This is a genomic window from Rivularia sp. PCC 7116 (genome assembly GCF_000316665.1).
GTDB lineage: Bacteria > Cyanobacteriota > Cyanobacteriia > Cyanobacteriales > Nostocaceae > Rivularia.
The window spans coordinates 2,649,985-2,674,078 of record NC_019678.1 but is presented as its reverse complement, the minus strand read 5'-3'; the positions used below and the strand labels follow the sequence as shown (position 1 = coordinate 2,674,078).

The 24,094-nt window shown below is 38.1% G+C and carries 20 protein-coding genes and 1 pseudogene; 16 read left to right on the top strand and 5 right to left on the bottom strand.

What is annotated here, in order from left to right:
* Positions 1-64: 64 nt before the first annotated feature.
* Genes RIV7116_RS37475 through RIV7116_RS10425 form a run of 3 tightly spaced genes read left to right on the top strand, consistent with a single transcriptional unit; the run spans position 65 to position 3,672 of the window.
* Positions 65-1,861 carry a sugar transferase gene (locus RIV7116_RS37475; protein WP_015118267.1) on the top strand — a complete coding sequence of 599 codons (1,797 nt, stop codon included), beginning with the start codon at positions 65-67 and terminating at the stop codon, positions 1,859-1,861.
* A gap of 36 nt (positions 1,862-1,897) precedes the next feature.
* Complete coding sequence (locus RIV7116_RS10430; RefSeq protein ID WP_015118266.1) at positions 1,898-2,530, top strand: acetyltransferase; 633 nt, start codon at positions 1,898-1,900, stop codon at positions 2,528-2,530.
* A gap of 17 nt (positions 2,531-2,547) precedes the next feature.
* Positions 2,548-3,672 (top strand): DegT/DnrJ/EryC1/StrS aminotransferase family protein, encoded by a 1,125-nt coding sequence (locus RIV7116_RS10425; protein ID WP_015118265.1) that lies wholly within the window; start codon positions 2,548-2,550, stop codon positions 3,670-3,672.
* 774 nt (positions 3,673-4,446) lie between these two features.
* On the opposite strand, the gene RIV7116_RS10420 is transcribed toward RIV7116_RS10425, so the two are convergent.
* Positions 4,447-5,049, bottom strand: coding sequence for a YdcF family protein (locus RIV7116_RS10420; RefSeq protein ID WP_015118264.1), 603 nt, complete (start codon positions 5,047-5,049; stop codon positions 4,447-4,449).
* Positions 5,050-5,891: 842 nt separating this feature from the next.
* On the opposite strand from RIV7116_RS10420, the gene RIV7116_RS10415 reads away from it, so the two are divergent.
* The 3 genes and pseudogenes from RIV7116_RS10415 (at position 5,892) to RIV7116_RS10405 (ending at position 9,408) form a co-directional block, all read left to right on the top strand.
* Positions 5,892-7,835 carry a nucleoside-diphosphate sugar epimerase/dehydratase gene (locus RIV7116_RS10415; protein ID WP_044291709.1) on the top strand — a complete coding sequence of 648 codons (1,944 nt, stop codon included), beginning with the start codon at positions 5,892-5,894 and terminating at the stop codon, positions 7,833-7,835.
* Between the two features lie 121 nt (positions 7,836-7,956).
* Positions 7,957-8,523: pseudogene (locus tag RIV7116_RS10410) on the top strand (Uma2 family endonuclease); the annotation flags it as partial.
* 117 nt (positions 8,524-8,640) lie between these two features.
* On the top strand, positions 8,641-9,408 hold the full coding sequence (locus RIV7116_RS10405) for a Uma2 family endonuclease (RefSeq protein ID WP_015118262.1): 768 nt from the start codon (positions 8,641-8,643) through the stop codon (positions 9,406-9,408).
* A 111-nt stretch (positions 9,409-9,519) separates the two neighbouring features.
* Here the strand turns inward: RIV7116_RS10405 and aroB are convergent, their stop codons facing one another.
* The gene (aroB, locus tag RIV7116_RS10400) at positions 9,520-10,632 is read right to left on the bottom strand and encodes a 3-dehydroquinate synthase (protein WP_015118261.1); all 1,113 of its coding nucleotides are present in this window, start codon (positions 10,630-10,632) and stop codon (positions 9,520-9,522) included.
* Between the two features lie 282 nt (positions 10,633-10,914).
* Here aroB and petL point away from each other — a divergent pair, with 282 nt between their 5' ends.
* Complete coding sequence (gene petL, locus RIV7116_RS10395; RefSeq protein ID WP_015118260.1) at positions 10,915-11,010, top strand: cytochrome b6-f complex subunit PetL; 96 nt, start codon at positions 10,915-10,917, stop codon at positions 11,008-11,010.
* A 120-nt stretch (positions 11,011-11,130) separates the two neighbouring features.
* Here the strand turns inward: petL and bioB are convergent, their stop codons facing one another.
* Positions 11,131-12,132, bottom strand: coding sequence for a biotin synthase BioB (bioB, locus tag RIV7116_RS10390; protein WP_015118259.1), 1,002 nt, complete (start codon positions 12,130-12,132; stop codon positions 11,131-11,133).
* A gap of 544 nt (positions 12,133-12,676) precedes the next feature.
* Between bioB and RIV7116_RS10385 the strand changes: the two genes are divergently transcribed.
* The 4 genes from RIV7116_RS10385 (at position 12,677) to RIV7116_RS10370 (ending at position 16,488) form a co-directional block, all read left to right on the top strand.
* Positions 12,677-13,405 (top strand): pentapeptide repeat-containing protein, encoded by a 729-nt coding sequence (locus RIV7116_RS10385; RefSeq protein WP_015118258.1) that lies wholly within the window; start codon positions 12,677-12,679, stop codon positions 13,403-13,405.
* A 49-nt stretch (positions 13,406-13,454) separates the two neighbouring features.
* On the top strand, positions 13,455-14,018 hold the full coding sequence (gene rimJ / locus RIV7116_RS10380; protein WP_015118257.1) for a ribosomal protein S5-alanine N-acetyltransferase: 564 nt from the start codon (positions 13,455-13,457) through the stop codon (positions 14,016-14,018).
* 205 nt (positions 14,019-14,223) lie between these two features.
* Entirely contained in the window at positions 14,224-14,622 is a 399-nt protein-coding gene (locus RIV7116_RS10375) for a hypothetical protein (RefSeq protein ID WP_015118256.1), read from the top strand.
* Between the two features lie 429 nt (positions 14,623-15,051).
* Positions 15,052-16,488 (top strand): YdiU family protein, encoded by a 1,437-nt coding sequence (locus RIV7116_RS10370; RefSeq protein WP_044291707.1) that lies wholly within the window; start codon positions 15,052-15,054, stop codon positions 16,486-16,488.
* Positions 16,489-16,586: 98 nt separating this feature from the next.
* On the opposite strand, the gene RIV7116_RS10365 is transcribed toward RIV7116_RS10370, so the two are convergent.
* Positions 16,587-17,600, bottom strand: a complete 1,014-nt coding sequence (locus RIV7116_RS10365) for a kinase (protein WP_015118254.1) — start codon at positions 17,598-17,600, stop codon at positions 16,587-16,589.
* A gap of 79 nt (positions 17,601-17,679) precedes the next feature.
* Here RIV7116_RS10365 and RIV7116_RS10360 point away from each other — a divergent pair, with 79 nt between their 5' ends.
* Positions 17,680-19,221: an ABC transporter ATP-binding protein gene (locus RIV7116_RS10360; RefSeq protein ID WP_015118253.1), complete on the top strand. Its 1,542-nt coding sequence runs from the start codon at positions 17,680-17,682 to the stop codon at positions 19,219-19,221.
* A 139-nt stretch (positions 19,222-19,360) separates the two neighbouring features.
* Here the strand turns inward: RIV7116_RS10360 and RIV7116_RS37355 are convergent, their stop codons facing one another.
* Positions 19,361-19,483: a hypothetical protein gene (locus RIV7116_RS37355; RefSeq protein ID WP_015118252.1), complete on the bottom strand. Its 123-nt coding sequence runs from the start codon at positions 19,481-19,483 to the stop codon at positions 19,361-19,363.
* Between the two features lie 462 nt (positions 19,484-19,945).
* Between RIV7116_RS37355 and RIV7116_RS10355 the strand changes: the two genes are divergently transcribed.
* The 4 genes from RIV7116_RS10355 (at position 19,946) to RIV7116_RS10340 (ending at position 24,087) form a co-directional block, all read left to right on the top strand.
* Complete coding sequence (locus RIV7116_RS10355) at positions 19,946-21,007, top strand: ABC transporter permease (protein ID WP_015118251.1); 1,062 nt, start codon at positions 19,946-19,948, stop codon at positions 21,005-21,007.
* Between the two features lie 315 nt (positions 21,008-21,322).
* Entirely contained in the window at positions 21,323-22,252 is a 930-nt protein-coding gene (locus RIV7116_RS10350) for an ABC transporter permease (protein ID WP_015118250.1), read from the top strand.
* A gap of 235 nt (positions 22,253-22,487) precedes the next feature.
* Complete coding sequence (locus RIV7116_RS10345; RefSeq protein ID WP_015118249.1) at positions 22,488-23,342, top strand: polysaccharide deacetylase family protein; 855 nt, start codon at positions 22,488-22,490, stop codon at positions 23,340-23,342.
* Between the two features lie 163 nt (positions 23,343-23,505).
* The gene (locus tag RIV7116_RS10340; RefSeq protein ID WP_015118248.1) at positions 23,506-24,087 is read left to right on the top strand and encodes an ureidoglycolate lyase; all 582 of its coding nucleotides are present in this window, start codon (positions 23,506-23,508) and stop codon (positions 24,085-24,087) included.
* Positions 24,088-24,094 lie beyond the last annotated feature (7 nt).

Here is a 24,094-nt window from a genome sequence, read left to right as displayed (position 1 = left end):
TATTTCATCCTAAAGATAAAAAGTTAGCAATACTTTTAAATCTTTAATCTATATATTTATCAGTATGAAATTATTGCATATTACAACAGTGCCGGAATCCCTGATTTTTTTAAAGGGACAAATCGGTTATATGAAAGCTCAAGGTTTTGAAATTCGAGCTTTGTCATCTCCGGGAGAACGGCTAGATCAATTTGCTCAAAGTGAATCTATTCAGGTTAAATCTCTATCAATATTTCGTAAAATTAGTCCCTGGAAAGATTTGTGGACAATTGCTCAAATATTTAAGTATATAAGGATAGAAAAACCCAAAATTGTTCACTCTCATACTCCAAAAGGAGGACTTTTAGGGACTATTTCTGCTTTACTAGGAATGGTTCCAGTCAGGATTTATCATATTCATGGATTGCCATTGATGACGGCTAAGGGCTTCAAAAGACAGATTTTGTGGTGGAGTGAGAAAATTGCTTGTTCGCTAGCTACTCAAGTACTTTGTGTTAGCTCTTCTATTCGAGAGGTTGCGATTGAAGAAGGTTTATGTCCTCCTAATAAAATCAAGGTTTTATTAAGAGGTAGTTGTAATGGTGTGGATGCAATGGAACGTTTTAATCCAAAATCTTTACCTTCCACTACAAGAACAAATATACGTCAGCAGTATGAAATTCCTGATAAAGCCTTAGTTTTAGGGTTTGTTGGTCGGCTTGTTCGTGATAAAGGTATTCATGAACTTGTAGATGCATGGAAACTTGTGAGAGATGAGTTTCCGTCATTGCATTTGCTAATTGTCGGTTTCTTTGAGTCGAAAGACCCCATTTTTCCCGATGCAAAATCTGTTTTAGAGGAAGATCCTCGCATCCATCTTGTTGGGAAAAACTGGGAAACTCCGCCTTTTTACTCAGCTATGGATTTGCTGGTTCTACCTACTTATCGGGAGGGATTTGGCAATGTTTTCTTAGAGGCTGCTGCTATGGAGCTACCAGTAGTTGCGACTCAAATACCTGGTTGTATTGACGCTATTGATAATAACACTACTGGTTTATTAGTACCCCCTCAAGATCCAGTTGCGCTAAAAACAGCGATTAGCCATTATTTATTGAACTCAGATACCCGTCTCCAACATGGCTCTGCCGGACGCGAAAGGGTTTTAGAGCAGTTTCGTCAAGAAGCTATTTGGGAAGCTCTTCACAAAGAGTATTGCAGATTACTCGCTGAAAAAAATAACTCAAATCCAATGAGATTCATACAGATCATATTTAAGTATATCTTAGATAAGATAGTAGCTACTTTCTTACTAATACTTCTTTCTCCCGCAATCTTAGTACTATACTTTGCCGTACTATTTTCGATGGGAAGACCTGTATTCTTTCAGCAACAACGTCCCGGATATCAAGGCAAAATCTTCAAATTTTGCAAGTTTCGTACAATGACGGATGCACGGGACTCTAATGACAATTTACTTCCCGACGAGCAGCGACTTACTGCTGTGGGTCAATTCTTACGTCATTCCAGCTTGGATGAACTCCCCCAACTATGGAATGTCCTCAAAGGAGACATGAGCTTCGTCGGTCCTCGCCCTCTATTAGTTGAATATTTAGACCTCTATACTCCAGAACAAGCACGTCGTCATCAAGTCAAGCCCGGTATTACAGGCTGGGCACAGGTGAATGGGCGTAACGCTTTAAGCTGGGAAAAGAAGTTTGAGTTAGATGTCTGGTATGTCGATAATTGGAGCTTGTGGCTCGACCTGAAAATATTAATGCTGACAGTAATTAAAGTCTTTAAAAAAGAGGGTATATCTGGGCAAGGTCATGTCACTATGAGCAAGTTTAAGGGTACCATTCCTTCTAATCAATCTAGCTCTTAATAGCATCTGTATTATTGTTTACTAGAAGTATCTCCTATGGATATTTATATATATGCTGCCGGAGGACATGCCAAAGTCATCCTAGATATTTTACATTGTCAGGGTAAAAATGTAGTTGCGATTGTCGATGATGCTCCTCCTGTAGGGATTTCTCATATTCACGGTATACCTTTGCTACATAGCAATAGTATCGCCAATATAGAGCCTAATAATAGTAGATGGATTGTTGCAATTGGTAACAATAAAACTCGTAAAAAAGTCTCAATGCGTCTTCAAGCTCAAGGCTACCAGTTTACAAATGCAATTCATCCATCCGCTCGGATAGGATTAGGGGTTACTATTGGCGAAGGTACTGTAATAATGGCAAATGCAGTTATTAATACAGATACTACTATAGGTAATCATGTAATTATCAATACGGGTGCTACAGTCGATCATGATTGCGAAATTTTAGACTATAGTCATATAGCTCCTGGATGTTCTCTTTGCGGTCAGGTTAAAACAGGGGAAGGTAGTTTGTTGGGTGTTGGCACTAAAGTTATCCCTCTTACAGCTATTGGTGAGTGGACAACCTGTGGTGCTGGATCGATAGTGAATAAATCTTTGCCTGCTTTTTCCGTCGCTTACGGATGTCCAGCGAAAGTACATAAAACTCTTGCTAAATTATAAACACAACTATCAACATAATGTCTAAACGAATGTTTCTCTCTCCTCCCCACATGGGTGGTGAGGAATTTACTTTTGTAAAAGAAGCTTTTGATACAAACTGGTTAGCTCCAGTTGGTCCTCATCTGAATGCTTTTGAAGAAGAATTTTGTCAAATTACTGAAGCTAAAGCCGCAGCAGCAGTGTCTTCAGGTACCGCTGCTTTACATTTAGCTCTCAGACTAGCAGGAGTAACTGCTGGTGATGAAGTCATCTGCTCCACGCTGACATTCGTTGCATCAGCTAACCCAATTTTGTACCAAGGAGCTACACCAGTCTTTATCGATAGCGAGACTGAATCTTGGAATATGAATCCTGTATTGCTGCAAGAGGAATTAACTAAGAGAGCAAAAATAGGTAAACTACCTAAAGCAGTCGTGCTGGTGCATTTATACGGTCAAAGTGCGGATATTGAACCTATTTTGCAAACCTGCCAACAATACAATATTCCTTTAATTGAAGACGCTGCTGAAGCATTAGGTGCTACCTACAAAGGCAAAATGCCCGGTACTTTTGGTAAATTTGGCATTTACTCCTTTAACGGCAACAAAATTATCACCACAACTGGCGGAGGAATGCTAGTTTCTGATGATGAGGAAGCTATTCAAAAAGCACGTTTTTGGGCAACCCAAGCTCGCGATCGCGCACCTCACTATCAACATTCCGAAAGCGGCTATAACTATCGTTTGAGCAACGTATTAGCGGGTATAGGACGCGGACAACTGCGAGTATTAAAAGATAGAGTTGCCGCTCGCCGTCGCAATTTTGAAGTATATCATAAAACTCTCAGTCGCTTACCTGGTATTAAATTCATGCCAGAAGCATCATTTGGACAATCTAGCCGTTGGTTGACTTGTTTAAAAGTAGATCCAGCAGAATCAGGTGTAGATCAAGAAAAAATTCGCACTACATTAGAACAACATAATATCGAATCGCGTCCTGTTTGGAAGCCATTACATTTACAACCCCTGTTTAAAGACTGTGCTTGTGTGGGTGGCTCTGTTGCAGAGGATTTATTTGAGAAAGGGCTGTGTTTACCTTCAGGTTCAAGCATGACAGATGATGACCTAAACCGCGTGATTGAGATAATTTTGGATTTGTATTAATAGAGATAATGTAGCTTGATTAATTTATTTTTCGTTTTTTAAGTATAAATATTTAATAACATTTGTTTTAGTCAAAAATATTACTACCAATTATACATAAGATTATCAGTCACAAGACCGACGACATAGTGCGTGACACCACAAGTCTTATCATTACGTTGAAAATTGATCTAAGTGTCACAGCACCCTACAAAAAATGTGCTATTTGCGGTCATTCCTATCTATATAGCGTTTTTCATTTGGATGCAATATAAATTTAACCTCTTTCTCGTTCCGTCTCTTTGTTAAGGCTACGGTGTACACACAAGTAATCGGGAGCAAAGGTTTTAGGGATTTCAACTCCGTCAAATCGTCATTGCCAGGAAGAACGACGTTAGCGAAGCGTGTCCGTCAGGACATAGCAATAGCAAAGTGCCGGGATTGCTTCGCTTCGCTCGCAATGACGGGGCTTTGAGTATCAAGCCCAACCTTCAAAACTTGCTTCGAGGTGGAATATTAAGGCTTCTGCGTACACGGTAGCCTTGTTAGGAAGAGGGATATTTGTCATCACAGGGTGAGATCTCAAATTGTAGTGCACTCAAACAAAAACTGCTATAACTCATATCTTCAGGACTTACGCAATCGCTACGATTATAAGGGCGTTTGGGATGATCCACACCCTCCGGGTGAATGCTTCCTTACGTCGCAATGACTATAGTTACGTTAACTGTGCGTAAGTCCTAATCTTAATTCAGCAACGCCGAAAAAAAAGATTAAATACTCAGCAGCTTATAGCTATTTAGACGAGCATTGAGTTTCAATGTAATCTAGATTCAGACTTGGATTGAGACTAGCACCTGTCTTTCCAGTGAGCATCCATAGAAGCGAGCGAAGATAATCGCGCAATATCTTCAGTGGGGACTCAGAGGTTCCTTCTGCTGTCGGGACTCTGACTGAAGTCACAATTAAACCATGACTTCCAAATACAAGAGTCGCGATTGTTTGAGAACGGGGCATATGGTAATCAGAAGTGACAATATACACATGATGTAAATCTTGGTTTTTAAAGTCTTTAACCAAAGTAGTAAAATGCGTAACTGTATCCGTTGCTCTCAAATCGTAGTTTACCTTATCTGAATCGATACCTGCTGCCTTAAAACGCTGTTTATTTACTGGTAATTGACTACAGTTACCCGAAATCCAAATTGGTAGCTGGACAGAATGTGCCAGTTTTGCTGCATAATCAATTCGGGTTGGGTTTCCGTCCAAAATAAGAATTGCCTGTGGTTTGGGATAATACTTTAAGGTACGATTAAGCCTAACCCTAATTAAGCTATGGAGTATCAGTAAGCTAGCAAAAACAGTTATTCCCAGCCCAGCCAGGATTGCAACAATCATTTTGACCTGCTTAGGGTAATATATAGCCACACTATAGTAATTTAAAGTTCGTTAATAATACAAAATACAGTTTTATTTATTTCCCTTTCTTTTTCAAGTGTAATATACTACAAACAATTTATTTTTTATCTCATTCTACATAGTTCAATATTTATAAATCTTGCAGCTAAAAATCATAACTTAATTTAATTCTCTTTTATTATTTGGCGTTACTGATTAAAAGTATGAATTGCCCCCTAGGGAGTGTTTTCAAACCCAAACCGCTCTCAGGCTAAAGCCTGGAGCTACAGCTACAAAGCCCTGATTTTCTAGTCCGCGCAGGCGGACTTTGTAGGTATAGCCTCACCCTTATAGGGTGAGGAGTACTTTGAAAACACGCCCTAACCCCCAATTATGGGGGAACAAGATAATTAAAAGTCCCTTCATTTAGGGGGCATCACTATGAAGGAAAAAATAAATTCATATCCGGATTCAGCAACGCCAATCATTTTATTCACTTTCTTAGCTTTCTATGTATCGATACAGTCATAGATTCGCAATCTAGGTTTGCTACTATTAACCACGAAGTCAAAACTTCAGCGATTTAGTCAAGGTATCTACTTTCGTTAATCAAAAATCGCTATAATTTTCGATTTTTGAAATTTTTGCGATGTTTCGATGAAGGTTTCAGCTGTTGTATAGCCAGCGGGATGATAGTATTTTTTATCTATGCTATGAAAAGATTTTACTAGGCTAATTCGCTTCTCTGCCATTTATTACTTTATCCCCTATACAACGCCGATTTCGCTGTTTCGCTAGCAAATCCAAAATTGTGTATATCAACAAAAATGGCAAACGCTACAATGACATTATCCTCTAAATATCTGCTAAATAGAATATATTCTATTTACCGACCACTATCAAGAAGGCAGAAACGCTATTTACTTATTACTACAGATATTTTTTTATTCTGTATATCTATCTATTTAACTTTTTTTCTACGCTTTGAAACATTACTTCCGTTCTCGGAAATTTCTAAATATACCGGGCTGATTATTACTCTATTCGTAATTAAATTATTAGCTTTTAGATTCAAAAGAATCTATAGTCCAATTATTCGCTATACAGATGTAGAATTTTTAGGAAATATTCTTCAAGCTGTATTTTTCAGTTCTATTACATCAATTGTCTTAGCTTACTTTCAGGGATTATGGCCCATCCCTCGCTCTATTCTAATTATCGATGCATTTTTAACTCTATTTTTAGTCATTGGAGTCAGACTATTAATTCGTTCGTCGCTTCAAAATCTGATAGTCTATACTCAATCAAGCCGATGCCAAGAACGGCTACTTATTTACGGTGCAGGGACAGCGGGTTATCAACTTGTTAGAGGTTTATTAAATGACCCGCATTATTGTCCGATTGCTTTTGTAGATGATAATACAGAATTACATAGCCAAACTGTTGTTAAGGGACTCAAGGTTTACTCACCAAAGAATATATCCAAATTATGGCATCAAAAAAAATTTGATACCGTAATTTTAGCAATGCCTTCGATAAACCGGAAGAACAAACTTCGGATTATTGAACAATTACAAGATTTATCTATTCCCGTAAAAACAACACCAACCCTAGGAGAAATTCTTGCTGGGAAAGTTGCAATTCAGAAAATTCGTAATGTAGATATCACCGAACTACTGGAACGGGAAGAAGTAGCTCCAGATACCAAGCTTTTACAAAAGCAAGTCAAAGATAAGATAGTTCTGGTGACTGGTGCTGGAGGTTCTATTGGTTCGGAATTGTGCCGACAAATTGCCCAACAGCAGCCTAAATGTTTAATACTCTACGAACTGAATGAACTAGCTCTATACAGTATAGACTTAGAACTCTCAGAAAATTTTCCCTGTCTGCAACGCTACGCTTATTTAGGGAATGTCACCAATCAAGACTACTTAAAATCAATCTTAAATCGCCATCAAGTAGAAACAGTTTACCATGCAGCAGCCTATAAACACGTTCCTTTAGTAGAAGCAAATCCAGCCAGAGGAATTGAAAACAACGTTTTAGGAACCTTTATAGCTGCTCGTTGCGCTATAGATTGTCAGGTAAATAACTTTGTATTAATCTCTACAGATAAGGCAGTACGTCCCACCAACGTCATGGGAGCGAGTAAGCGAGTAGCTGAAATGATAATCCAAGCATTCGCGACTCAACCGGAAGGAATTACTCGCTTTGCAATTGTTCGATTCGGTAACGTACTTAATAGTAGCGGTTCGGTTGTACCGAGATTCCGTAAATTAATAGCTCAAGGTAAATCAATCACAGTCACACATAAAGATATCACTCGTTACTTCATGTCCATTCCCGAAGCAGCACGCTTAGTCATGCAAGCGGGAGCAATGGCAAAAGGGGGTGAGGTATTCCTACTCGAAATGGGTGAACCAGTCCGAATTTACGATTTAGCAGAAAAAATGATTCGTTTGAGCGGACTAAAACTCGGACATGATATTGATATAGAAATTACTGGATTGCGCCCTGGAGAAAAGCTCTATGAAGAATTATTGATTGAAGGTAAGAACGTTAAACCAACCGAACATCCCAAAATATTCTGTGCCCGCGAACATTTTTGGGAATGGGAGATATTAGAATCAGAATTGAATATTTTATTAGAAAATGCTCGGAAAAATAACATAGAAGAATTACTTATCGAGCTATGTAGAATTGTTCCAGAATACCAGCCAAAAAACTTATTGATAAAAAAGATGGCTGAAGCAAAGTCGAGTACAGAAATAATTTCGTTGAATTAAACTTTTCGATAGCAATTTGAATATAGCGGTTTTCAGTTGGATATAATACACCCCTCTCCTTGACAAGGAGAGGGGAAGGGGGTGAGGTTTTTCCCTGTATTCCAATAGGCGTGAAAACCGCTATATTGGTACGGATTTAAATCTTTACTACGATGCTCGCAATCATTTATGGTACAAGCGTCCTGATTGGTTCGCAGTTTTAGGTGTACCTCGCAGCAATCAACAAAAAGACTTGCGTTTGAGCTACGTGATTTGGCAAGAAGGTGTGACTCCTTTTATAGTAGTTGAATTACTTTCCCCCGGTACGGAACAAGAAGATTTAGGTCAAACTCTACGAGAAGTCAATAAACCCCCAACAAAGTGGCAAGTTTACGAACAGATTTTACGAGTTCCTTATTATGTGGTGTTTGATAGATACACGAATAAATTGCGAGCATTCCAGTTAGTTGGTACTCGTTACCAAGAAATGACTTTATCCTATGAAAGACTATGGTTAGATGAAGTCGAATTAGGCTTGGGAATTTGGCAAGGGTTATATCAAAATACACAAGGTTCGTGGTTGCGCTGGTATGATGCTTCAAAAAATTGGATACCGACACCAACTGAACTTGTACAAAAAGAACGTACAAAAGCCGAACGTTTAGCTGCAAAGTTGCGAGAGTTGGGAGTTAATCCGGAAGAGGTGTAATCAGTGAGCAGTGAACAGTGAGCAGTGAGCAGTAACCAAAAAATATTTCTTAATCAAACAGCCACTAATCCCCTCTTCATCCGCTAACCTATAATTAGTCGGTTATTCCCTGCCCGTATGTATCAAACAGATCCACCACCTCCTCCTAAAGAAGTACTCCCCACGATGTACAATCTTCCCAGTGAAGATCCAAAGGAGCCTGGTTTGCCTGACCAATTTCATATTTGGCAACCCCGTTTGTTGGAAGACACCTTTCAAGCACCAAACTATGAAACTGATGAAGTGTTCATCGCTAGTGACTTAAATTTATATTACGACGCTCGCAATCACCTATGGTATAAGCGTCCGGATTGGTTTGCAGTTTTAGGAGCTTCTCGTCTCTACCAAGAAAGAGATTTACGTTTGAGCTACGTAGTTTGGCAAGAAGGAATAGATCCAACAGTTGTAGTAGAACTACTTTCTCCAGGTACCGAAAAAGAAGATTTAGGACAAACTCTAAGAGAAGTTAATCAGCCACCAACCAAATGGGAAGTTTACGAAAGAATATTACGAATTCCCTACTATATAATATTTGACCGTTATAGTGATAATTTACAGGTTTTTCAAAACATTGCAGGTCGTTATCAAGAAATAACTTTTACAAAAACTCCAGTTTGGCTACCATCTATTGAATTAGGTGTTGGGTTGTGGCAAGGTACTTATCAAGGTATCGAGCGACTGTGGTTAAGGTGGTATGATGCCCAAGGAAATTTGATTCCTACTCCTGCCGAAAGAAGCGAACAAGAACGCGATTCGACAAAACAGCAGCTTGAACAAGAGCGTACAAAAGCCGAACGTTTAGCAGCAAAATTACGAGAATTAGGAGTTAACCCGGAAGAGGTTTAATCAGTGAGCAGTGAGCAGTGAGCAGTGAGCAGTGAACAGTGAACAGTGAGTAGCTTTGAATTTTTAACTTCCTATCTTTCTATGCCCCATGCCCAATTCCCAATTACCACTTCACATATTTTGCAACACTTCACGAATCACATCGGAGGGAACTTCATCAGTAATAATCACTGCCCCAATCTGCGTTGGTAATATAAACCGTACTTTACCGGCTTTAACTTTCTTATCAAGTTGCAACGACTGAATTATCTCTTCTATATCCAAACCCGGTGGTAACTTAGTTGGTAAACCTGCTTTTTGAATCAATACATTTTGTCTTTGTACTTCTTCTGCTTTCCACATTCCTAGTTTTGCAGCAATTTCTCCGGCTGCTACCATCCCAATTCCAACCGCTTCACCGTGATTAACTACGCTATACCCTGTCAAGCTTTCAACTGCATGAGCAATGGTATGTCCGTAGTTCAAAATTGCTCTTAATCCGGCTTCTTTCTCATCTTTACTAACTACGTCGGCTTTTGCTTGACAGGAACGGGTTAATATATAGTCAATCAAGGATTTATCTCCACCAGAGAAATCAGCCATCAAATATTTCATTTGGTCGAGATTTTCGCATTTTTCCATCTCTGCAAACAAATCTGCGTCCCAAATAATGCCGTATTTAATCACTTCTGCCATTCCGGCGCGTAATTCTCTTTCTGGTAAAGTTTTCAGTACTTCTGGATCGATTAATACAAGTTGCGGTTGATGAAAAGCACCAATCAAGTTTTTTCCTTGGGGATGATTAACACCAGTTTTACCACCCACCGAAGCATCCACCATTGCTAAAAGGGAAGTCGGTACCTGTACAAACTTAATTCCTCGCAGCCAAGTAGCCGCAGCAAAACCTGTCATATCGCCAATTACACCGCCACCCAGAGCTACCATAGTGGAAGAACGTTCTACGCGATTAACTAGCGCCGTATCGTATATTTTTTGAAGAGAATCTAAATTTTTATATTTTTCGCCATCGGGCAAAATGCATTGACACACATCAAAACCAGCATTTGCAAGGGAACTTAAAGCTCTTTCCCCATAGTGTTCAAAAACCGTGGAATTGGAAACCAATAAAACTTTCTTGCCTAGCTGCAAACCATTCATATAATCGCCCAGTTTATCCAAACCAGACGGTGCGATCGCAATTTCATAAGAAGATAGCGGAAGATTTACTTTAATCGCAGAAGACATTTTTTTAACCCCAATAAGCCCCCGTGGTGTATTGTATCGTAATTTGGGGGATTGGGCATTGGGAGAAAGGGGGATTAACTGATTCCCAGTCTCCGGGTGGGAATGCCTAACTTGAGGCTCTGCCTCCAGTTTAGAATGAGGCAGAGCCTCTTAAAATGTATTCCCAGTCTGAGACTGGGAACAAGAACTACAAGAACTACTAAAGTTTATAACTACTGTTCACTGGTCGCTGACTAATGCTTCAATATATATAGCTAGTTGAACGATTGTGGAGAAAAGTAAATGTTAGCTATTGTTTCGTATGTTGGTTTCTTAGGTGTGTTTATCGGCATCGCTGCTGGTTTACTCTTTGGTTTACGTGCAGCTAAGATTCTGTAGTTTAGGGAATGGGGCATGGGGCATTGGTAATTGGTAATCGGTGGTGGGAGCATCTTGCTACCCCCTCTTCCCCTCTACCCCCTCTACCCCTTCTAGAAAAAACCCCTACCTTATTAAAGATTAAACTTTAACCTCTAACCTTTGACCTTTAACCTTTGACTTGCTTTCTCGCGCTTCTAAACCCAGCAAGTCTAACATTTGTTTGTCGGTGTCGTATCCAGGGCATGGTGTGGTGACGGTTAACATTTTACCGTCGTCGCTGGAAAAGATGGAGTTTGCACCTGCCATGAAGCACATTGCTTGTTCGATTTGAGAAAGTCTGGATCTGCCCGCACTCAAGCGCACGTCGGAAGTTGGCATGACTATACGGGCTGTGGCGATCGCTCGGATTACTTCCCAAACGGGGACATCTGGCTGGTTTTCTAATGGAGTTCCTTCTACTTGAGAAAGTATGTTAATGGGTACGGATTCGGGATGTGGTTGCAGGTTAGATAAAGTTTTTAGCATGGAAACTCTATCGTCTGCGCTTTCCCCCAAACCGAGGATACCACCGGAACATACGGTTACGTTTGTTTGCCGAACGTTGTCGATTGTTTTGAGGCGATCGCCATAAGTTCGAGTGGTGATAATGGTGCTGTAGTAATCTTCTGAAGTATCGAGGTTATGGTTATAAGCGTAAAGTCCGGCATCTTCCAAACGCTTTGCTTGTGATTCGTTGAGCATCCCCAAGGTACAGCATACTTCTAAGTCTAATGCTGTAACTTCTTTGACCATATCTAAAACTTGCTCGAATTGAGAATTATCTCGAACTTCACGCCAAGCAGCACCCATACAAACACGACTGACACCGCTTTCTTTGGCTTGTTTGGCGATATCAACTACTGTTTGTTTATCTAAAAGAGATTGAGGTTTAACTTCTGTTTTGTAGCGAGAAGATTGAGCGCAGTAGCTGCAATCTTCAGGGCAAGCACCAGTTTTAATCGATACCAGTTTGCAAACCTGTATTTTTCTCGAATCGTGGTGCTGGCGGTGTATGGTAGCAGCTTGATAGATTAACTCCAGCAAAGGAGTATCGTAAATTGCGCGTATTTCAGCTTCTTGCCAATCGTAGCGTAAACCCATATGTAGAAATTTCAATGAACAATTTTCAATTATCAGCGATCGCCTGCCGTAAGGTGCAGATGTAATCAATTATTAACTATTACTGCTAGGAGTTATGAGTTAGGAGTTATACCATTTCTTTATAAACAGGACTTACGCAATTGTCATAATAACTGGCTGGTGCGTGACACTGAAAATATTGTTACTACGTTCGCAGTTGCTCAAAGTGTCACAGTCACAGCACCCTACAAGAAGAATGTGCCGGTTGCGTAAGTCCTAATAAAGATGCGCCGAATTTAGCCCGTGTAGACGGGCTTTGTTTAGGTAGCCCCACTCTTATAAAGTGAGGGCAATTGAGCGCAGCCTCATACAGAATTGGTATTAGGAGTTAGGAGTTATAAATGTTTGTTTTCTCCTTGTGCCCTTATCTCCCCATCACCTTGTATTTCCACTTTCATAACTCAGCCTACTTTTTTTTCAAAAGTCCTCTGGTAAATTATGTAGTGTAAACAATTGGCTGGATAGAAAAGTAATCTGGACTACATTTTTTTATATTACTAAATTTATGAATACAGAATCTCAGGAAATTATCAAATTAGATAAAGCATATGATACAACTCAATCTACAAAATTGGGTGGTTATTTCTTTCGCACGGTAGAAAACTTCAGATCGACGATTAATTTAGAGGAAGTTCCGAAAAAGACTTATAAATCACTAATTGCGTTGGTAACAGCATGTGTTCTCTTGTTGACTCTTACAATTGGATTTTTTCAAACGGGATTTTATAAACCAGGGCATCAATTCAGCGCAGCAGGGAGAAATATTGCAATGGCAAACGATGTTCACCATCAAGCGGTGCTATCGGATTATCTTAAATTTATGACATCAACAATTTTGCAAGAAAATCCCCAAGCCATCAGAAGAAAAACGGCTACTTTTAGAGCTATGACTCAAGCTACTTTAGAGGAACTCGACCCCATACGCAAACGTTTTGCGATTATGTTTTTACAGGATACAAAATTACTTCAAATATCAGCACGAAAGAGAATATCTTTATTAATGGGTGTAAATTTAACTGGAGTTAACTTACAGGGGATAGATTTCCGGTTTAATAACTTGCAGAATGTTAATTTAAAGAATGCCGATTTGCGTGGTGCCGATTTGCGTAAAACGAATTTAAAAAATGCTAATCTGGCTGATTCTTGTTACAACAATTACACTTTATTTGATAAAAACTTTGACCCGGTTGCAGCAGGTATGAAAGAAGTGGCACAATTCCAAATGTGTTCCTAATCAATATCAATATTATTGCCTTGTGACGATAAGTTCTGAAAATAAACAAATGCAATTGCAACAACCGCGTATTTTTACTAAAAGGCTATTATTGCGACTTGCACTTCCGGAAGATGTACCGTTAATTGTTAAATTTTACGCTGAAAATAGAGCTTATCTTACTCCTTTCTATCCTGCATGGTCAGAAGATTTCTTTACAGCGGAATATTGGCAAAATGAAGTAGAAGGAGCAACGAGGGAATTTGTTCGCGGACAATCATTAAGGCTACTGATTTTTTCTCAAACTGAATCTACAATAATTGGAATAATTAATTTCCGTAATTTTATCCGAGGTGCCGCACAATTTTGTACCGTGGGCTACAGTTTGGCAGAGAAAGAACAAGGTAAAGGTTATATGACGGAAGCCTTACAAGCCAGCATTGATTATGTGTTTGAAGAGTTAAAAATGCACCGCATCATGGCTAATTATATGCCACACAATCAAAGTAGCGGTAATTTGCTAAAAAGGTTAGGATTTCTTGTAGAAGGTTATGCTAGAGACTATTTATTAATTAATAATCAATGGCAAGACCATATATTAACAAGTTTAACTAATCGGAAATGGAATAGTTAAAAATATAAAATTAGTGATTGGTAATTGGTAATTGGTAATCGGTAGTTAGGATACTTCTAAAAGATTTAATTTTGTTCGAGGCTGTTGATTTTTTTATTCCTTTTTCTCTTTTTGCTATTTCCGTTATTATACTTAGTTAAAACTAAGTATTGACAAATCTAAAATATAAAATTTAAAATCAAAAATATTTTGAGGGGTTTTCTCAATGTTTAGTAAATCCGCGAAGCGTCTCTCCGTATTTTTCAGTGCTGCTATTATCAGCATATCCTTGACTGGAATTTCCGCTAAAAGAGCCGAAGCATTAATACCTAGATTTATTCTAATTCCGCTGACAATACAAGCAGCAGGATATACATTACCGCGTGTTTATAAAAGATTAACTCCGCAACAGAAGAAAAAAGTTGATGCAGTTCAAGACGAAGCATTTAGACAAATTGCGAATGTACTAACTAGAGCGCAACGTAGTGACATTATGCAATCGATGAAAACGCGCCAAGGAAGAACTCAATTACTTCGTTCTATGAGGATGACACCAAAACAAAAAGCTCGCATTAGGTCAATAGTGAAAACATCTCGTCAAAGAATTAATGCGATTATTAAGTAGTTAGTTATAGAAACAAATGCATGATGAATAATGAATCATGTAGAGACGTAGTAATGCTACGTCTTTTTATGTATGTTAAGAACGAATAAACCTTTAATTTTTAACCTTTATATCATTTCAGAACTTACGCAATTATCATAAGGCTTTGGTTGGTGCGTGACAGGAAAACCTTATTATTGCGTTAGAAATCAAGCGAACTGTCACAGCACCCTACAAGCAAAATGTGCTAGTTGCGGCCATTCCTACATTTCTTTATAAAGATGCGCCGAATTTAGCCCGTGTAGACGGGCTTTGTTTAAGTAGCCCCACTCTTATAGAGTGAGGGCGATTGAGCTTTTCCACATAGCGTGAAAAGTCAGATCCCCATCTCCCCCACTATCCCCACTCAGATGTACCATAAAGGGAATGGCAAACTTACCCGTACTGGTAATGCAAACGGCTGAAACTACTAATCCCCTGATTAACCTCAATTACGAACCAGCATTTGAATCTCTTGGCTCGGACTATTCTGATGAAGTTGTCGCGGAGGAATTTCCCCTTCATAAACTCCGCTTCCGTAACAATGACTTGCTTCCGCTTTTAGGATTGAACCCCCAAGAAGTAACTGACGAAAATTTTCTTCAAGCTTTTGGCAAATTTGAGTATCGCAAACCTCTTCTTGCAATGCGCTACCACGGCTATCAATTTGGCGAATATAATCCCAGATTGGGTGATGGTAGAGGTTTTCTTTACGGACAAGTACGCGGAATCGATAGCGAACTTTATGATTTTGGTACTAAAGGTTCCGGTAGAACTCCTTATTCTCGTGGTGGGGATGGAATGCTTACCCTTAAAGGTGGAATGCGGGAAGTGTTAGCGGGGGAAATGTTGCATCGAATGGGTGTACGTACCTCCCGGTGTCTGAGCTTAATTGAAACAGGAATGCAGTTATGGAGAGGTGATGAACCTTCCCCAACTCGTTCGGCTGTAATGGTAAGAATGAACCGTTCCCATATTCGCTTCGGCACTTTTGAACGTTTAAATTATTTAAAACGTCCAGATTTAACTAAAAAGCTTTTAGACCATGTAATAGAAGTTTACTATTCGCATTTAATTAAGGAACAAGAAAAATATGCTTTATTTTATGCGGAATTAGTAGAAAAAGTCGCAAAATTAGCAGCACAATGGATGGCTGCTGGTTTCTGTCATGCGGTTTTAAATACTGACAATATGTCGATTACTGGGGAAAGTTTTGATTACGGTCCCTACGCGTTTATTCCAAAGTACGATCCGCATTTTACAGCAGCTTATTTTGACCACTACAGTCGTTATTCTTACATCCACCAGCCAGATATTTGTATGTGGAATTTAGAAATGCTCCAAGAAGCGTTAAAGGCTGTTGTTGATAAGTCAGAAATGGATGCTGGGTTGATAAAATTCGGTCAATATTTCTTGGGAAATTACCGTTTATTGATGTTGAAAAAATTGGGATTCAATCAAGAATTGCCTAAATCGGAAGTAGATGAACTACTAAGAGCAACAATTGATTTTCTTAAGCATTATCCCATCAGCTACCACGACTTTTTCGCCGACATAGCCGCAACTTTTTCTCATAAATGGCAAGATGATGCCAGCTACATTTTAGAAGGTTCCGAAATTAAAAAATCTTTAGGCTCATCGGAATTATTTTTTAACTGGGCTGGTATTTATCACAGAATATTAAATACTATGGCAACTTCGGAAATGGACAATATTGCTCAACTTTTAAAACAATCTAATCCTCAAACAGTAATCTTAAGACCTGTGATTGAATCAGTATGGGAATCAATTACTAAAGAAGATAATTGGCAACCTTTTAACGATTTGATTGAAAAGATTCGGGAATAGGGAATTGGTATTTGGTAATAGGTAATGGGTAATTGGGCATGGGGCATGGTGCATTGGGCATTGGGCATTGGTAACTGCTAACTGCTAACTGCTCACTGTTAAAAAACTTTTCCAAAGCTATGATTTGGATTTATTTCAATTACTAAATCAATTGATGGAGATTTGGTTAATGGTTTGATAAATAATTCCGGGTGCAGTGCTTTCCAAAAGTAGTTTACGAATTCTTCTATTTGTAAGTCTGTCATTCCAGGTTTACCACTAGCTTTCATTTGATGTTCTGCTTGTTTTCGCCATTCTAAGGAAAGACGATAATCTTCAGGATTAAGTACAATTAAACTATCTAAACGCTGCCATAAGCATAGATATTCATGAAGTTTATCGTTCATATCCTTGGCAAATTGTTTATCTGCCTCTGTAATAATCGGTAGCGGTGAGTTATTAAATACTCCTGGATTTACTGGAATTGCTCCGACAAACCAACCTTCAAATAATACTATATCAATGTTTTCTACCGTTTCTGGTAAGGCGCGATCGCCATTTCCGGAATGTAGCGATTTATCGAAACGGGGAACCGTAATTATCGTTTGACGTTGAAGAATACTATCTAAAATATTTACACCCAAATCAACATCATGAGTTCCCGGTGGTCCCCGCCAAATTAAACGGGGGTCTTGTTGTTGTAAAATTAAACGTGCTTGGTATGTTTTATATAAGTCATCAATAGATAAATTTAAGGTACGATATTCCAAATGCGATAAAATCAACTTGAGAACTTTACAAGTAGTGGTTTTTCCTGTTCCTTGCCCTCCTAATATTCCCTGGATGAAAGGACGCTTTATTTGTTGATGTCGCGATGCTATTTGCATTGCTAAAGGCAGCCATAAATTCCATAATGTCGGCAGTATCAGTTGAGGTTGTATTAATAATGATTTTTGACATAGCTCTTTAAAAGCTGGATAAACAGACTTTAATAAATTCCAGCGTTTGTTAATTATTTCTTCGACATTTTCGGGTGTAATACCGAAAGCTTTAGCTCGTAATTTATCATCTAGTGCTGCTGCAATTATATTTTGTTGCGGTTTATCTTTTTCTATTATTGTCTCGGTAATCATGAGCAAAGGTTAAAGGTTAGAGATTAAAGGTTTAAGGTTTAATATTTAATTTTAACCCGCTACTTACTACTCCTAAAATATGAACAACTCTCTTCCTCGTTTACAAGTCAGAAATATTCGCAAATCCTACTCCGACTGTATTGCCAATAATCGTATTAATATGACGATTAAACCAGGTGAAATTCATGCTTTGTTAGGAGAAAACGGGGCAGGTAAAAGTACTTTAATGAAAATTATTTATGGGTTGATAACTCAAGATGCTGGAGAAATATTTTGGGAAGGCAATCAAATTAATTTTGCGACTCCTGAAGAAGCACGTATGCTCGGTATTAGTATGGTGTTTCAGCATTTTTCTTTGTTTGATAGCCTTACGGTTACGGAAAATATTGCTTTAACGCTTCGGGGAAAATGGAATCTGAAGCAAGTCGATAGAAAAATCCGCATTGTCTCTAAGGAATACGGTTTAAAAGTAAATCCTTCGCGTTTAGTTCATACTTTGGCTGTAGGAGAAAAACAAAAAGTAGAAATTCTCCGGTGTTTGTGTCAAAATACAAAGTTATTGATTTTAGATGAACCTACCGTTGTTTTAACTCCCCAAGAAATAGATAAACTTTTTGCCATTTTACGAAAGCTAGCAATCAATGGTTGCAGTATTTTGTTTAGCTCTCATAAGTTGAATGAAATACACCAACTTTGTACTAATGCTACAGTATTACGCCAAGGTAAGGTAGTCGCAAACTGCAATCCTCAAAAGGAAACGCCAAATTATTTAGCTAAATTAATGATTGGCGAAGATAGAAAAGATTGGGCATTGGGAATAGTTGAAGAGGATAATGCCAAATATTCTAAATACTCTTATGTATCCAGTGATATCTGCTTGCAGGTTCGAGATTTATGCTTACCGAAGCAGCATCCTTACGGTATTGCTTTGCGAAATATCAATTTTGAAGTTGGTAGCGGTGAGATTATCGGAATAGCTGGAGTTGCCGGTAACGGGCAGTCAGAATTAACGTCGGCTTTAAGCGGTGAAATTGTTTCTTCGTCGAATGAAATGATTATGTTAGGAGAAATGCCCGTCGGTAATTTTGGCGTTACTATGCGTCGGCGTTTGGGTATAGCTTACGCTCCAGAAGAACGTTTGTCTAAAGGCATCGTAGCAAATATGACCTTGCAAGAGAACGCTTTACTGACTGCTTATGGACAAGGTATGTTGCAAAGCGGAATGATTCGTCAATCTAAATTAAAGGCTTGGACGAAAAGAATTGTCAATGCATTTGATGTTAGAGGTGGTGGATTAAATTCCAGAGCAGGTAGTTTATCGGGGGAAAACTTACAAAAATTTATTATTGGGCGAGAAATACAGCAGAATCCCATTGTTTTAATAGCTGCACATCCAACATGGGGAGTTGATATTAGCGCTTGTGCAACTATCCACAATGCTTTATTCCAAATGCGCGATTCGGGTTCATCTGTAATCGTGATTTCTGAAGATTTGAACGAACTTTGTAGTTTATGCAATCGTATTGGAGTCATTTATAAAGGAAGACTTTCTCCTTTAACAGCAACTACAGATATTAATCGTAAGAAAATTGGTCACTTGATGGGAGGGATAGGGTTATGAGCCAAAAATAGGAAACACCAAAATATTTAATCGAAGCTATATTGACGCAGCATTACCACTGATTTTTTCCATATTTAATTAAGTAGAATTACCCCAAGCCTTAATTTATTACTTGTTAGTTCGCAGAAAAATAATACCCTCATTCATCTTTTTTCTTCTTTTTGTCGTAGATTTTTACTTCGTAATGTTCGTCGGGTGTTTTTTCTGTTTTACCGGAAGTAATCAGTAGAAAAAGGAATAGTATCAATAAAGCGCCTTCCATAGAAAAACCTCCCTTGAAGTATTGGATTTATTCGTATCCACAGCCTATGTAACTAACATCAAATCCTCAGTTAAGCTTTCCGGGATGCTGTCGAATATTGTTTATCACATCCAGAAAAAATATATATTTAGCTTACTAATATTTTAAATATTTAGCATTAACTTTGAACTCTACCATAAGTATCATTTTATTGTACCTTATGTAAAATTTAGGTTAGTTATTAATTAAGAATTAGGTTAATACAAATATATTCATTTCTATCTCTGAATATTCAATAACTCTTTTCAATCGCTATATAACAACAAGACTACCGATAACAGAAGCCACAGTGACAAAGAAAACACATAAACGAAATACAGGGATATAGTTAATCTGGAAGCGAAGAGAAAGTTTATATACGGTTTGAGAAGAATATCAAACTTAATGGGATAATAAGTTTTGCTAAATAATTTTTCATGTTCCATGCAGATTAAACTTCAGCCGCGTAATACTCCATCACAATTTTGGCAAATACTATCACCTCTAGTAGCATTATTCGGAACCATATTTTCTGGTATTATTTTATTTAGTTTAAACGGTAAACCTCCGATTCTAGCTTTGGAAACATTGTTAATATCGCCACTAATAAATCCCTACGCAATCACAGAAATTCTAGTTAAAGCAGCGCCAATATTACTTATAGCCGTGGGTTTAGCAATATGTTTTCAAGGCAAAATATGGAATATAGGTGCTGAAGGGCAATTCATTGTAGGAGCAGTTTTTGGAAGTGCGGTTGCCATCTTTTTTCCCAATATAAATAATTACAGTTTACTGTTTTTTTGTTTAGTTGCCGGAATTATTGGTGGTGCGATTTGGGCAAGCATACCAGCATTCTTAAAAGTGCGATTCAATGCCAATGAAATCCTTACGAGCTTGATGTTGAATTATATTGCTATATCTTTACTTAATTATTCAGTCAGGGGACCATTACAAGATACTGAAGGATTTAACTTTCCTGAATCTGCAATTTTAAGCGAATTTGCCACCCTTCCACCGCTAATTCCTGGAACTCGACTACACTTAGGAATAATATTCGCCGCGATCGCAGCAATTATTGTATGGTTAATCCTGTCGCGATCGCAGTTTGGCTTCAGCCTGCGGGTTGTTGGTGCTTCCTTACCAGCAGCAGAGTATGCGGGGATAAATAGAAAACGAATAATTTGGTTAAGCTTGCTATTGAGTGGTAGCTTAGCAGGATTAGCAGGAGTATGTGAAGTTAGCGGATTAATTGGACAACTGCGTGCAACAATTTCCCCCGGTTACGGTTACACTGCCATAATTGCAGCCTTTATCGGCAGATTAAACCCATTAATGATAATATTATCGAGCTTATTGCTAGCGCAACTTTATGTAGGCAGCGAACTTTTACAAATAAAATTAGGATTACCTTTGGCTTTAGCCAGCATCTTTCAAGGAATATTATTATTAGTATTACTATCAACCGATTTATTAATTTATAACAAAATTTTACTTACTAATAAATAATTGGGCATTGGGCATTGGGCATTGGGCATTGGGCATTGGTAATTGGTAATTGGTAATTGGTAATTGGTAATTGGTAATTGGTAACAAGTAATTGGGCATGAAGAATTATGTTTTTTAAATGCAAGTTTTAAATAGCGGGTAATACCATTTCTTTATAGAGATGCCCCTAATTTAGCCCGTGTAGACGGGCTTTGTTTAAGTAGCCCCATTCTTATAGAGTGAGGGCGATTGAGGGCACTACAAGAAATCTCGTATTTGATAACTATGATATTAAATAAATAATTGACTAATAACTGGATACTGCTCACTGATAACATGAACCTACAACTTTTAACATCAATTACTAACGATACTTTGAAGGCTGCGACACCGTTAATTTTGGCAGCTACAGGTGAATTAATTGCGGAAAAATCTGGAGTTTTTAATCTTGGTGTTGAAGGAATGATGTTAGTTGGTGCGGCAAGCGGTTTTATCGCTGCGGTAGTTACAGGTAATATTTATTTGGCATTGTTAGTATCGGTTGTAGCAGGAATAATAATTGCTTTAATTCATGCAGTTTTAGTAATTACAATAAATGCTAATCAAGTTGCGAGTGGTTTAGCATTAAGTATTTTTGGTTCTGGTGTGAGTGCTTTTATCGGTGCTGAATACGTAGGTAAAACTATAGCTCCATTACAACCTCTAGGAATTCCGATTTTAAAATCAATTCCCATAATTGGAGCTTTGTTTAATCAAGATATTTTAGTATATACTTCAATTTTATTAATAATATTAGTGTCTTGGTTCCTCCACAAAACTCGTTTGGGATTAATTTTACGCAGTATCGGTGAATCTCCTCAATCGGCAAACAAACTTGGTTTAAAAGTTCGCCAAATCCGTTACTTGTCAGTAATGTTTGGTGGTGCAATGGCAGGTTTAGCAGGAAGTTATCTTTCTCTGGCATATACTCCATTATGGGCAGAAAATATGGCATCAGGTAAAGGATGGATTGCGATCGCGTTAGTTGCCTTTGCCAGTTGGAAACCAGCTAGAATACTACTCGGTGCTTATTTATTTGGTGGAATCAGTGCCATACAGTTAACTTTACAAGCAATTGGTGTAAATCTTTCTCCTTACCTATTATCTTCCTTCCCCTATATCGCGACTATCTTAGTACTAGTAATTATTTCGCGAGACGAAACCCGATTGAAATTACAAGCTCCTGCATCATTAGGAGAACCTTTTCGCAGTAGTGGTAATTGGTAATTGGTAATTGGGCATTGAGAATTAGTAAAATAATTCTTAGTAAAAGCCTTTTTTTAAGAACTATTAAAAAAACATATTCATATCTCACATTTATAAAATAGTTTTCTATAATTTCATGTTATATAGTATACAAAATATTATTTAATACAACTGTTGACTGCTCACTGATGATCCACATCCTCCGGATGAACAACTGTTCACTGTTCACTGCTCACTGCTCACTGTTAACTGATTTATGCTTCCTCCATCTTTCCAACCAATTACTCAACGTCCACAACTAAAATTACCTAATAATGCTAGAGTCGGCGTATGGGTGGTAATGAACGTTGAACATTTCACCTTTGGTAAACAAGGAACGGCAATTCAACCTCATTTAAATAGCTATCCAGAAATTGCTAATTACGGTTGGCGAGATTATGGAAATAGAGTTGGTATTTGGCGTTTATTTGATTTATTTGCTGAATTAGAAATTCCTGTAACCGCAGCAGTGAACGGGGAAATTTGCGAATTATACCCAGAAATTATGGAAGCGATGCTGCAACATAATTGGGAAATAATGGCACATGGAATTAATAATTCTACGGGTCATAGCGGTATGGATAAAGAAACAGAAATTGATACAATAAATAAAACTATAACTTTACTTAAACAAGCTACAGGTACAATTCCCAAAGGTTGGTTAACTCCTGGATTTTCGATTACAGAATCAACATTTGATTTATTACATGCTGCTGGAATTCAATATACTGCCGATTGGGTAAATGACGATCTGCCTTATTGGTACCCTGTTGAAAATGGACGTTTATTAGCTATTCCTTATACCATTGAAGCCAACGATATAACTTTGTGTTTAAGCAACCGCTTTTCTGGTGCAGAATTTGCTAAAGCTATAGAAGACCAATTTTATCAATTATGGCAAGAAGCAGAATCGCAAGCTAGAACAATGGCAATTGGTTTACATCCTTTTATAGTCGGTCAACCCATGCGGTTAAAATATTTAAAAGAATGTTTAATGCATATTAAAAATCAACCCGATACTTGGATGACGACGGGAGAGCAAATATATGAGTCAGTTATCAGTGAACAGTGAACAGTTATCAGTTATAAATGAATTAATTCTTATCGTAAATCTTTCCCTCTCCTTAACAAGGAGATGGATGTCCGACAGGACAGGGTGAGGTTTTCAGGGTTATAATCCAAAAATAAAAAAACTATCCGTTGTTAAAATCCAAAATCCAAAATCCAAAATTCATATGACTACTTCTCCAACTAAAACTTTAACAATTCCCGTAATTGATGCGGATTCGGAAAATATTAAACCCTACGGGCATTTGTTAGGTGATGACGTTAGTAAACCGGGATTGGGAATACCTTTTTATCAAGGAAGAGTATTAGAAGGTGAAAATATAGACTTTACCTATCGCGGAAATGCAACTTTTAGAACAGCGAAAATTCTGCCGGGATATCCGACAGTAACCTGGTTGGAACGTCATATGTATATGACTCAAATGTTTATCGGTTTGGGACAATCTCCTTTTATTATGGTTTTATCGCCACCCACTCATCAAAATAACCAAGATTTACCGGATTTGTCTCAGGTAAAAGCCTTGCGTTTTCCTCCAGGGCATGGACTTTTATTACATCTCGGTACTTGGCATGATTTCCCCATCGCTTGCGATACACCTGTAGTTATCTTGACGGCAAATTCTGATGAAGTTGTTACCGCTTTAACTCAAATGAAAGAACCAGGAGAAATGAATCAAGGCGATGTTTATAAAATCTCTCTTGCTAAAAGATTGGGATATGAAATTGAATTAGAAGTAGGTAATGGGTAATTGGTAA

Excerpts from the sequence above, each read along its gene's own strand:
- RIV7116_RS37475 (WP_015118267.1), top strand. The coding sequence starts at position 65 with ATGAAATTATTGCATATTACAACAGTGCCGGAATCCCTGATTTTTTTA.
- RIV7116_RS10430 (WP_015118266.1), top strand. The coding sequence starts at position 1,898 with ATGGATATTTATATATATGCTGCCGGAGGACATGCCAAAGTCATCCTA.
- RIV7116_RS10425 (WP_015118265.1), top strand. The coding sequence starts at position 2,548 with ATGTCTAAACGAATGTTTCTCTCTCCTCCCCACATGGGTGGTGAGGAA.
- RIV7116_RS10420 (WP_015118264.1), bottom strand. The coding sequence starts at position 5,049 with ATGATTGTTGCAATCCTGGCTGGGCTGGGAATAACTGTTTTTGCTAGC.
- RIV7116_RS10415 (WP_044291709.1), top strand. The coding sequence starts at position 5,892 with ATGACATTATCCTCTAAATATCTGCTAAATAGAATATATTCTATTTAC.
- RIV7116_RS10405 (WP_015118262.1), top strand. The coding sequence starts at position 8,641 with ATGTATCAAACAGATCCACCACCTCCTCCTAAAGAAGTACTCCCCACG.
- aroB (WP_015118261.1), bottom strand. The coding sequence starts at position 10,632 with ATGTCTTCTGCGATTAAAGTAAATCTTCCGCTATCTTCTTATGAAATT.
- petL (WP_015118260.1), top strand. The coding sequence starts at position 10,915 with ATGTTAGCTATTGTTTCGTATGTTGGTTTCTTAGGTGTGTTTATCGGC.
- bioB (WP_015118259.1), bottom strand. The coding sequence starts at position 12,132 with ATGGGTTTACGCTACGATTGGCAAGAAGCTGAAATACGCGCAATTTAC.
- RIV7116_RS10385 (WP_015118258.1), top strand. The coding sequence starts at position 12,677 with ATGAATACAGAATCTCAGGAAATTATCAAATTAGATAAAGCATATGAT.
- rimJ (WP_015118257.1), top strand. The coding sequence starts at position 13,455 with ATGCAATTGCAACAACCGCGTATTTTTACTAAAAGGCTATTATTGCGA.
- RIV7116_RS10375 (WP_015118256.1), top strand. The coding sequence starts at position 14,224 with ATGTTTAGTAAATCCGCGAAGCGTCTCTCCGTATTTTTCAGTGCTGCT.
- RIV7116_RS10370 (WP_044291707.1), top strand. The coding sequence starts at position 15,052 with ATGCAAACGGCTGAAACTACTAATCCCCTGATTAACCTCAATTACGAA.
- RIV7116_RS10365 (WP_015118254.1), bottom strand. The coding sequence starts at position 17,600 with ATGATTACCGAGACAATAATAGAAAAAGATAAACCGCAACAAAATATA.
- RIV7116_RS10360 (WP_015118253.1), top strand. The coding sequence starts at position 17,680 with ATGAACAACTCTCTTCCTCGTTTACAAGTCAGAAATATTCGCAAATCC.
- RIV7116_RS37355 (WP_015118252.1), bottom strand. The coding sequence starts at position 19,483 with ATGGAAGGCGCTTTATTGATACTATTCCTTTTTCTACTGATTACTTCC.
- RIV7116_RS10355 (WP_015118251.1), top strand. The coding sequence starts at position 19,946 with ATGCAGATTAAACTTCAGCCGCGTAATACTCCATCACAATTTTGGCAA.
- RIV7116_RS10350 (WP_015118250.1), top strand. The coding sequence starts at position 21,323 with ATGAACCTACAACTTTTAACATCAATTACTAACGATACTTTGAAGGCT.
- RIV7116_RS10345 (WP_015118249.1), top strand. The coding sequence starts at position 22,488 with ATGCTTCCTCCATCTTTCCAACCAATTACTCAACGTCCACAACTAAAA.
- RIV7116_RS10340 (WP_015118248.1), top strand. The coding sequence starts at position 23,506 with ATGACTACTTCTCCAACTAAAACTTTAACAATTCCCGTAATTGATGCG.